The following is a 10,329-nucleotide window of genomic DNA, read 5'->3' on the forward strand; positions in this document are numbered from 1 at the left end:
GGGGCCGGGGCGGGCGCGGGCGGCATCTCGGCGCTCACCTCCGGCAGGGCGCGCAGGGCCGGCGCGGCGCCGCCGGCCCGCATCGCGGTGACCGGGGCGGGGGCCGCCTGCATCGCGGGCGCCGCCGCCCGGACGGGGGCGCTCGCCATCGCGGAGGCGCCGGACGGGGCGGCGCCCGGCGCCCGGGCCGGCAGGGCGAGGCTGCCGCCGTCGCGGATCTGACGCAGGGCCTCGTCGGGGGTCGGCAGGTCGGCGGCGTAGATCAGGCGCACCAGGGCCATCTCGGCCGCCGCGAGCGGTCGGGACGCGGCCTGCACCTCGGGAATCGCCTTGAGCAGGATCTGCCAGGCGCGCGACAGCGCCCGCACCGAGAGCCGGTCGGCGAAATCGCCGCCGCGCACCCGCTCGACCTCGCTGAGCGAGGTATCGACGCGCGCCGAATCGGGCGCGAGCTTGAGGCGGGTGACGAGGTGGGTGAACTCGGCGAGGTCGGCGAGCACCACCGCCGGGTCGGCGCCGGATTCGTGCTGGGAGCGCAGCTCCGAAAAGGTCGCCGGCACGTCGCCGCGCATCGCCGCCTCGAACAGGTCGACGACCCGGGCGCGGTCGGCGAGCCCGAGCATGTCCCGCACCGTCTCGGCGGTGACGTGGCCGGCACCGTGGGCGATCGCCTGATCGAGGAGCGAGAGCGAGTCGCGCACCGAGCCTTCCGCGGCCCGGGCGATCGCGGCGAGCGCCTCCGCCTCGGCCGAGACGGCTTCTGCGTCGCAGATCTTTTGCAGGTGCGCGATCAGGGCGCCGGCCTCGACCCGGCGCAGGTCGAAGCGCTGGCAGCGCGACAGGATGGTGACCGGAACCTTGCGGATCTCGGTGGTGGCGAAGACGAACTTCGCGTGCGGCGGCGGCTCCTCCAGCGTCTTCAGGAAGGCGTTGAACGCCTTCTCGGACAGCATGTGGACCTCGTCGACGATGTAGACCTTGTAGCGCGCCGAGACCGGCGAGTAGCGGATGCCGTCGATGATCTGGCGGACGTCGTCGATGCCGGTATGCGAGGCGGCGTCCATCTCCAGCACGTCGATGTGCCGGGATTCCATGATGGCGGCGCAGTGCAGGCCGAGCTTCGGCAGCCGGATCGTCGGCCCCGCATTCGGGTCGTCGGGCAGCGCATAGTTGAGGCCGCGGGCGAGGATGCGGGCGGTGGTGGTCTTGCCGACCCCGCGCACGCCGGTGAGCATCCAGGCCTGCGGGATGCGGCCGGCCTCGAAGGCGTTCGCCAGGGTGCGCACCATGGCGCCCTGGCCGATCAGGTCGTCGAAATCCTTGGGGCGGTACTTGCGCGCCAGGACCCGGTAGGCGGGAGCGGGCGGCTGGCCGGCGCTCTGCTTCGGCGCGGCGCCGAACCCGGGGAGACCCGGCTCGTCGATCGAGGGCGTGCCGGAGGTCTCGTCCATGCGCTCGCAGGGTCGTGAGGGCGGCCCCCGGAGAGGGGGCGCACGCGCTCCTGAAAGGGGAGGGGTGGGAGGCTGGACGAAAACCCGCTCGGTCTCGTTAGGGCTGCTTCCTTCCGGACCTGACCCGGTTGGCGAGTGAAACGTCCCTCGCCAACCTCCCGAGGCCTATATGGCGGGACGACGCCGGAAACGCAAGCGCGCTCCGGCGCCCCGGATTCCGCCGGTTCAGCGCGCCTTGCGCCAGGGAGCGTCGTGCTCCCAGTCGCCGGCCATGATCGAGCCGCAGGGCTCGATTTCGTCGACGATCTCGGCGAGGTCGTACTTGGCGATCTGGGCCCGTACCGAGGCGGCGTTCTTGTAGGCGCTCGGCAGCTCCGAGTGGTCGGGGACGCCACAATAGGACCGGATGTCGAGGCCGCGAGCCTGCAGGGCCGCCAGCTCTGCGGCCAGCGCCTCGCCGTTCTCCCGCAGGTGCTGGGTGCGCGAGGCGTTGCGGCCGGCCCCGTGCGGGGCAAAGCCGAGCGACCCCCCGTGGTCGCGATGCCGTGCGATCAGGATCGGTTCGCTCATGTTGAGCGGGATCAGGGTGCGGCCGTCGTCGTCCGCAGCGTAACCCGACCAAGACGGCGTCGCGCCCTTGCCGTGGTAGAACAGCCCGTCGTCGCGCCGGAACACGAAGTTGTGCTCGTTCCAGAACGCGTCCAGGACCTGGTTGCCGATCTCCTGGCGCACCATCGCGTGGATGATGCCGTGGTTGGCCTTGGTCCAGTTCCTTACGATCTGGAGCGCCTGCCAGTAGGCCTCGCCGTCCGGGCTGTCGGCCTTGATCCAGGCGTTGTGCGCCGGCACGCGCGGCGCGACGATCCCGGTATGGCGCCGGGCCGCCGCCATGCCGCGCTTGTAGAGCTGCGCGCCGAGGCCGCGCGAGCCGTGATGGGTCACGAGCGCGATCCGGCCGCTCGACTTGAGCCGGCCGACGAAGGCGAAGTGGTTGCCGTCGCCCTGGCTGCCGAAATGCCCGAGCGCCATGTTCTCGAGGCCCTTCAGGAACGGGTTGTCGGAAAACGCCGCCTCGCCCTCGAAGACCGGCCGGATCGGCTTGTCCCGTCCCCCGGGCCCGAAATGCGTCACCCGCTGCACGGCGTCGAGCACCTTCGCGGGGTCGTCGTCGCGCTTGAACACCGTGACGGCGACCGAGCAGCAGATATCCGCCGAGTGGAAGCCGGGATGGATGGCGTCCTCGCACGCCACCACGCCGCCCACCGGGATGGTGCCCGGCTGCGTCCCCGACGGACAGGCATCCGGCATCACGGCACCGGCCTTGATCGTCGGCACGCGCATCAGGGCATCCATATGGGCCGCCACAGACGCGGCATTCGCCCGCTCGGCCGGGGTCTCGGTATCGAGAAACAGGCCGTAGGGCAGGCCGTTCGTGCGCATCAGCGTCTCGGGCGGCACCAGAGTCTGCAGCTGTGCGAAGATCGCATCGTCGCTCTCGCCGGCGGCACGCATGGCGTTGGCCGTCTCCAGCCCCTGCTTGAACCAGCGGCCGGGCTTGAAGCCCCAGGCGATCAGGGTCGCTCCGTCGATCACGGTGTCCTCTCCTGTCGTGACGGCCGGCGGCGGCCGGCGGCGCGGGCCCGGGCACCCGGGGCGGGCGCGATCCACCGCGACGGGCCCTCGCCGCCCGGACTTGCCCTAAGGTTAACCGCGATGCCGACCCGCGGCCACCCCGCTATCCGAGGGCGGAAGGACCGTCGCGCGACCATGCAGGCTCCTGCGGTGCGGTCGGCGACGGTGTAAGAGCCTGCCACCGTCCGGGAGATCCGCTCGATGCGCTATCCGCTCCTCGCCCTCTGCCTCCTGTCCGCGACCGCCGCCGCGGCCGCGCCCTCCTACGGGCCCGAGCTCGAAGGGTTCGATTATCCCTATCCGGTGAAGCGCCACGCCGTCGCATCGCAGGGGCAGGACCTGACGATGGCCTACATGGACGTCGTGCCGGAGCGCCCGAACGGCCGCACCATCGTGCTGCTCCACGGCAAGAACTTCTGCGCCGCCACCTGGGGCGATACGGCCGGCATCCTGGCGCGGGCTGGCTACCGGGTGCTCGCCCTCGATCAGGTCGGCTTCTGCAAGTCGTCGAAGCCGGCGGGCTACCAGTTCAGCTTCCAGCAGCTCGCCACCAACACCCACGGATTGCTCGCCTCCCTCGGCATCGCCCAGGCGACGATCGTCGGGCATTCGATGGGCGGGATGCTGGCCGCCCGCTACGCCCTGATGTTCCCCGACGCGGTCGATCAGCTGGTGATGGTCGATCCCCTCGGGCTCGAGGACTGGCAGCAGAAGGGCGTTCCCTACCAGACGATCGACGCGGCCTACGCCGCCGAACGCAAGACGAGTGCGGCGAGCATCAAGGCCTACCAGCTCAAGTTCTACTACGACGGCCAGTGGAAGCCGGCCTACGACCGCTGGGTCGAGATGCAGGCCGGCCTCTCTGCCGGCCCGGGCGCGGAGCGGGTGGCCTGGAACCAGGCCCAGACCTCCGACATGGTCTTCACCCAGCCGGTGGTGCACGAATTCGACCGCCTGCGCGTGCCGACGGTGCTGATGGCCGGGACCCAGGACCGCACCGCGCCGGGCGCCAACCGCGCGACGCCGGAGGTCGCCGCCACCCTCGGGCACTACGACCGGCTCGCGCCGGAGGCGGCGGGACGGATCAAGGGCGCCCGGCTGCTGATGTTCGAGGGGTTGGGCCACTCGCCGCAGGTTGAGGCGCCGGACCGGTTCCACGAGGCGCTGCTCAGGGAACTGGCGGCCAAGTGAGGCGGTCCACGAAGTGAGGCGGTCCACGAAGAGCGTTGCCGCCCTTTCGGCAGGGTGGCTCCCGCGGAGTGCGGCCGCCCATGCCCTTCGAAAGCGTCGGTCTCGACGGAGATGATGCGGCCTGGATAAGGCGGGCGCCCCGTCCGTTGGCGACAAGGTCCGATGCCGATCGCCGCCGGCACCGGCTTGCGCGGGGACGTCCGCGCCCTCGCCCGGGGCATCGCGAACGGGCGTCGCGGCGAGCCAAGCGAGTGTCGCTGGCGTGGCAGCGGGGCGGGGTGGCGGGGGCGATAGTCGGAGCACCTGAATGGCTTCGGAGGCCACCGATGCTCGACGTGACGCCGACCCCCTTGCAGCGCCTCCTGCGGGAGCGCCGTCGCGGCTACAGCCTGCCGGCCGCGTTCTATCTCAGCCCGGAGGTGTTCCAGGCCGACATGGATGTCATCTTCGGCCGGCACTGGATCTATGTCGGCGTCGAGCCGGACGTGCCGGAGGCCGGCGACGTGATGGTGGTCGATATCGGCACCACCTCGGTGGCGATCGTGCGCGACGACGACGACCAGATCCGCGCCTTCCACAACGTCTGCCGCCACCGCGGCGCGCGCCTCGTTCACGAGGAGAAGTCGACGGTCGGCAACCTCGTCTGCCGCTACCATTCCTGGACCTACGACCTGACCGGCGACCTCGTCCACGCCGATCACATGGGCCCGGACTTCAAGAAGGGGTGCCACGGCCTCAAGCCGGTCCACATCCGCTCCCTCGCCGGCCTGCTGTTCATCTGCCTCGCCGACGAGCCGCCGGCGGATTTCGACGAGATGGCGGCCCGCCTCGCCCCCTACATCGCGCCCCACGAGATCAAGAACACCAAGGTCGCGTTCCAGAAGGACATCATCGAGCCGGGCAACTGGAAGCTCACGATGGAGAACAACCGCGAGTGCTATCACTGCGGCGGCAACCATCCCGAGCTGACCGTGCCGCTCTTCGCCTACGGCTTCGGTTTCGCCCCCGAGGAGATGAGCGAGCACGACCGCGCCGAGGCCGAGCGCTACGGCTGCCTGCTCAAGACCCGGCACGCGGAATGGGAGGCCGACGGCCTGCCCTCGCGCGAGATCGACGAGCTCGACACGATGATCTCGGGCTTCCGCACCGAGCGTCTGCCGCTCGACGGCGAGGGCGAATCGCACACGATCGACACCAAGGCCGCCTGCAAGAAGCTGCTCGGCACCCTGACCAACGCCAAGCTCGGCGGCCTCTCGGTCTGGACCCAGCCGAATTCCTGGCACCACTTCCTCGGCGACCACATCGTCACCTTCTCGGTGCTGCCGCTCGATGCCGAGCGCTCGCTCCTGCGCACCAAGTGGCTGGTCCACAAGGACGCGGTCGAGGGCGTCGATTACGACCTCGCCAACCTGACCGGCGTCTGGGAGGCCACCAACGACCAGGACAGCGAGCTCGTCGGCATCTGCCAGCAGGGCGTGAGGAGCCCGGCCTACGAGCCCGGTCCCTACTCGCCCAACACCGAGATGCTCGTCGAGAAGTTCTGCAACTGGTATGTCGGCCGCATGGCCGCGCATCTCGAGCGCTGACCATGGCGTCCGCCCCCGCCTCGCTCGATCCGGCCGCCGCGCTCCTGGCGGCCGCCACCGCCTGGGATGCGGAGGCCGACGACACCCTGGTCTGCCTCGCCGTGCGCCAGGAAACGCACGACGTGAAGACCTTCGTGCTCGCGGCGCCGGAGCCCCGGCGTTACGCCTACGCGCCGGGCCAGTTCCTGACCTTCGCCTTCGAGATCGGCGGCGAGACGGTGCATCGCTGCTACACCATCTCCTCGGCGCCGACCCGGCCGTACGCCGTGTCGATCACCGTCAAGCGCGTGCCGGGCGGACCGGTCTCGAACTGGCTGCACGACACGCTGAAGGCCGGCGATACCGTGCGGGCGCTCGGGCCGATGGGCGAGTTCACCTGCTTTGCCCATCCGGCGCAAAAATACCTGCTGCTCTCGGGCGGCAGCGGCGTCACCCCGATGATGGCGATGGCGCGCACCTTCCACGATCTCGGCCAGGGCCGCGACGTCGCCTTCGTCCACTCGGCCCGCACGCCCGCCGACATCGTGTTTCGCGGCGAGCTGGAGACGATGGCCCGCCTCGACCCCGCCTTCCGCCTCCACGCGGTCTGCGAGGGCGATGCGCCGGACGAGACCTGGACCGGTCCGAAGGGACGCCTGTCGCTGGCGATCCTGCGCGAGACGGTGCCGGATTTCCTCGAGCGCGAGGTCTTCGTCTGCGGTCCCGCCCCCTACATGGCGGCGGTCCGGACGATGCTCTCCGAGGCCGGCTTCGACATGGCCCGCCACCACGAGGAGAGCTTCGACTTCGGCGCCCTGCCGGAGGCCGACCGCGCGGCGGCGGCGGAGGCCGAGCAGGCTCTCGAGGCCGAGGCCCAGGATCCGCAAGCACCGCCCGCGCCGGCCGTCCGGACGTTCCGGGTCGAGTTCGCCAAGACCCGCCGGGTGCTCGACTGCCCGGAGGATTCGACGGTGCTCGACGCCGCCCGCAAGGCCGGGATCCGGCTGCCCTCGTCCTGCGCCAAGGGCCTGTGCGGCACCTGCAAGTCCAAGGTCACCTCCGGCACGGTCGCGATGACCCATGCGGGCGGCATCCGCCAGCGCGAGATCGATGCCGGCATGGCCCTGCTCTGCTGCTCGAAGCCCACGAGCGACCTCGTCGTCGAGCGCTGAGGACGGGCGCCGGCCCCGCGCCGCGCCCGCTCCCGCCTCCACCGCCTGCCTGATTCCTCGCCCAATCCTTCGGGGGTCGTCCCGTGATCGCCAATGCCGACGCGCTTCTGAAGCCCCTCACCATCAAGGGCCTCACCATCCGCAACCGGGTGATGTCCACCAGCCACGCGCCGGGCTACGGCCGGGACGGCAAGCCGCAGGAGCGCTACCAGCTCTACCACGCCGAGAAGGCGAAGGGCGGCATCGGGCTCACCATGTTCGGCGGCTCGTCCTCGGTCGCGCCCGACAGCCCGGCCGCGCCCTGGAACCAGATCTCGGTCGCCGACGATTCGGTGATCCCGTATTTCCGCCAGTTCGCCGACCGGGTGCACGAGCACGGCGGCAAGCTGATGATCCAGCTCACCCATATGGGCCGGCGCACCAAGTGGGACACCGAGCACTGGTTTCCCACGGTCTCGCCCTCGCCCCGGCGCGAGCCGGCCTCCCGCACCATCCCCAAGGAGATGGAGGAGGAGGACATCGCCCGGGTGGTGAAGAGCTTCGCGCAGGCCGCGCGCCGCTGCCGCGAGGGCGGGCTCGACGGCTGCGAGGTCTCGGCGGCGCACGGCCACCTGATCGACCAGTTCTGGTCGCCCAGCGTCAACCAGCGCACCGACAAGTACGGCGGCAGCCTTGAGAACCGGATGCGCTTCGGCATCGAGGTGCTGGAGGCGATGCGGGCCGAGGCCGGCGACGACTACGTCATCGGCATCCGCATGTCCGGCGACGAGATGATCGCGGACGGTCTCTCCCAGGAGGATTGCCTGGCGATCGCGACCGAATACGCCAAGCGCGGCCTCGTCGACTTCCTCAACGTGCTCGGCGGCCAAGCCCGCGACCACATCGCCCACGCGATCTCGCTGCCCAACATGTCGTTCCCGGTGGCGCCGTTCCTGTTCCTGCCGAGCGCGATCAAGCGCGAGGTCGACGTGCCGGTCTTCCACGCGCAGCGCGTCACCGATCTGGCCACCGCGGCCCGCGCCGTCGCCGACGGCCATGTCGACATGGTGGCGATGACCCGCGCCCACATCGCCGACCCGCACCTCGTGAAGAAGCTCTCCGAGGGGAGGGCCGACGACATCCGCCAATGCGTGGGTGCGGGCTACTGCATCGACCGGATCTATGTCGGCGGGGACGCGCTCTGCATCCAGAACGCCGCCACCGGCCGCGAGGCGACGATGCCGCACGAGATCCGCAAGGCGGATGTCCGGCGGCGCGTCGTGGTCATCGGCGCCGGGCCCGGCGGGCTCGAGGCGGCCCGGGTCTGCGCCGAGCGCGGCCATGCCGTGGTGCTGTTCGAGAAGAGCGGCCAGGCCGGCGGCCAGATCGGGCTCGCGGCCAAGGCCGGCTGGCGCGAGGCGATGTCGGGCATCCCCCGCTGGCTCGTCGCGCAGGTGACGAAGCTCGGGGTTGATCTGCGGCTCAACACCGAGGCGACCGAGGCGGCGATCCTGGCCGAGAAACCCGACGTGGTGATCGTCGCCACCGGCGGCAGCCCGTCCCGCGGACACGCCAAGGGCGCCGAGCAGCACGCGGTCACCACCGCCGAGGTGCTCTCCGGCGCGGTCGAGCCCACCGGCTCGGTGCTGCTCTACGACGAGATGGGCCAGCACAACGCCTCGTCGGTCGCCGAGCTCCTGGCCAAGCGCGGCTGCCTCGTCGAGGTCGCCACCCACGACCGGATGGTGGCCGAGGAGGTCGGCACCACCAACCAGCCGATCCACCTGCGCGAGCTCTACAAGCTCGGCGTCGTGATGACGCCGAACATGGAGCTGATCGAGATCTACCCCGAGGGCAACCGCTTCGTTGCGGCTTTGCGCAATACCATGACCGATGCCGAGGAGGAGCGCCTCGTCGACCGCATCGTGGTCGATCACGGCACCCTGCCGGTGGACGGCCTCTACCGCGGCCTGAAGGCGGGCGCGGTCAACCACGGCCAGATCGACCAGGAGGCGGTGCTGCGTGGCGAGCCCCAGCCCTACGACCTGTCCAAGGGCTATGCCCTGTACCGGATCGGCGACGCGGTGGCCGGCCGCAACATCCACGCGGCGATCTACGACGCCCTGAGGCTGTGCAAGGACCTGTGAGTCCCCGGCTCCTCCCTCACCGTTCTCCCTGCCCGAGCCCGGACGACATGGCATGACCGGCCCCGTCTCGTTGACCACGGTGTTTCCCGGCCTCGTCTGGGCCATGGCGATCCTGGCGCTCGTCCAGATCTTCCGGCGCGCGGCTCTCTGGCGGGCCGGCGCCGCGGCCTCCGTGCCCTGGTTCTCGGGCCTCGCCAGCCTGCCGCGGCGCTACCTCGTGGATGTCCACCACGTCGTCGCGCGGGACGGCTACGCCTCGCGGATGCACGCCGTGGTGGCCGGCGGGATGCTGGCGGCCTCGCTGCTGACGGCTCTCGCGATCCTGCCGCCGCTCGGCGGCTTCCGGCCCTATTGGGGCGTCGTCGCACTGGCTTTCGGGGTCATGGCGGCGGGCTCCCTGATGGTCGGGGCGCGCCGCTACCCGGTGAAGAAGCCCCGCCTCTCCGCCGGGCGGTTCCAGGTCCTGCCGGTCCTGCTCCTCGCCTACGCCCTCGGCGGCACGGTGACGGCGCTCCTCCTCGCCTTCGGGGTCGGCGATACCGGTCTCGCCCTCGTCGCCGCGGCGCTCGCGGCGGCGGGCGGGCTCGGCCTCGCCTTCGAGGTGCGGCACGGGCCGATGCGCCATGCGGCGGCCGGCGCGCTTCACCTCGTCGCCCATCCGCGGCCCGGCCGCTTCGAGGGCCGCCCCGACACCGCGCTCCAGCCCCTCGACCTCGACGCGCCCCGCCTCGGCGCCGAGATGCCGGCGGACTTCACCTGGAACCGCCTCCTGTCCTACGACGCCTGCGTCAGCTGCGGGCGCTGCGAGATCGCCTGCCCGGCCTTCGCGGCCGGCCAGCCCCTGAACCCGAAGAAGCTGATCCAGGACCTCGTCGCCGGGCTCTCGCCCGCGGAGCCGGCCTATGCCGGCGCTCCCTATCCCGGCGGCCGGGACGCGATGGGCGGGCGCGGGGCGCTGATCGAGCTCGTCGGGCCCGAGGCCCGGATCCATCCCGACACGCTGTGGTCCTGCACCACCTGCCGCGCCTGCGTCGAGGAATGCCCGATGATGATCGAGCATGTCGACGCCGTGGTCGCCCTGCGCCGCAACCAGACCCTCGAACTCGGGGCCCTGCCCGAGAAGGCGGTCGGTCCGGTGACCGAGCTGCGCCAGACCGGCGAGGCGGGCGGGCGCCCCCCCCCCCCCCCCCCG

7 protein-coding genes and 1 other RNA gene are annotated in these 10,329 nt (G+C 71.4%); 5 read left to right on the forward strand and 3 right to left on the reverse strand.

From position 1 onward, the window contains the following. The 3 genes from QR78_RS07585 to QR78_RS07590 all read right to left on the reverse strand — a co-directional run. Positions 1 to 1,451: DNA polymerase III subunit gamma/tau (locus QR78_RS07585; protein WP_048426893.1), on the reverse strand; the 1,451-nt coding region annotated here is incomplete at its 3' end. A 63-nt stretch (positions 1,452 to 1,514) separates the two neighbouring features. Further along, positions 1,515 to 1,611, reverse strand: an RNA gene (gene ffs / locus QR78_RS32535) — signal recognition particle sRNA small type. 65 nt (positions 1,612 to 1,676) lie between these two features. Continuing rightward, on the reverse strand, positions 1,677 to 3,041 hold the full coding sequence (locus QR78_RS07590) for an RtcB family protein (RefSeq protein ID WP_483127835.1): 1,365 nt from the start codon (positions 3,039 to 3,041) through the stop codon (positions 1,677 to 1,679). Between the two features lie 243 nt (positions 3,042 to 3,284). Here QR78_RS07590 and QR78_RS07595 point away from each other — a divergent pair, with 243 nt between their 5' ends. The 5 genes from QR78_RS07595 to QR78_RS07615 all read left to right on the forward strand — a co-directional run. Then, entirely contained in the window at positions 3,285 to 4,274 is a 990-nt protein-coding gene (locus QR78_RS07595; protein ID WP_048426895.1) for an alpha/beta fold hydrolase, read from the forward strand. A 326-nt stretch (positions 4,275 to 4,600) separates the two neighbouring features. Continuing rightward, positions 4,601 to 5,860, forward strand: coding sequence for an aromatic ring-hydroxylating oxygenase subunit alpha (locus tag QR78_RS07600; protein WP_048426896.1), 1,260 nt, complete (start codon positions 4,601 to 4,603; stop codon positions 5,858 to 5,860). A gap of 2 nt (positions 5,861 to 5,862) precedes the next feature. Beyond that, positions 5,863 to 7,011, forward strand: a complete 1,149-nt coding sequence (locus QR78_RS07605; protein WP_048426897.1) for an FAD-binding oxidoreductase — start codon at positions 5,863 to 5,865, stop codon at positions 7,009 to 7,011. Between the two features lie 83 nt (positions 7,012 to 7,094). Then, entirely contained in the window at positions 7,095 to 9,137 is a 2,043-nt protein-coding gene (locus tag QR78_RS07610; protein ID WP_048426898.1) for an NADH:flavin oxidoreductase, read from the forward strand. 52 nt (positions 9,138 to 9,189) lie between these two features. Next, positions 9,190 to 10,329, forward strand: a 1,140-nt coding sequence (locus QR78_RS07615; protein WP_048426899.1) for a DUF3483 domain-containing protein, incomplete at its 3' end; no start/stop codon positions are given.

It is taken from the genome of Methylobacterium indicum (assembly GCF_001043895.1).
Taxonomy (GTDB): Bacteria; Pseudomonadota; Alphaproteobacteria; order Rhizobiales; family Beijerinckiaceae; genus Methylobacterium; species Methylobacterium indicum.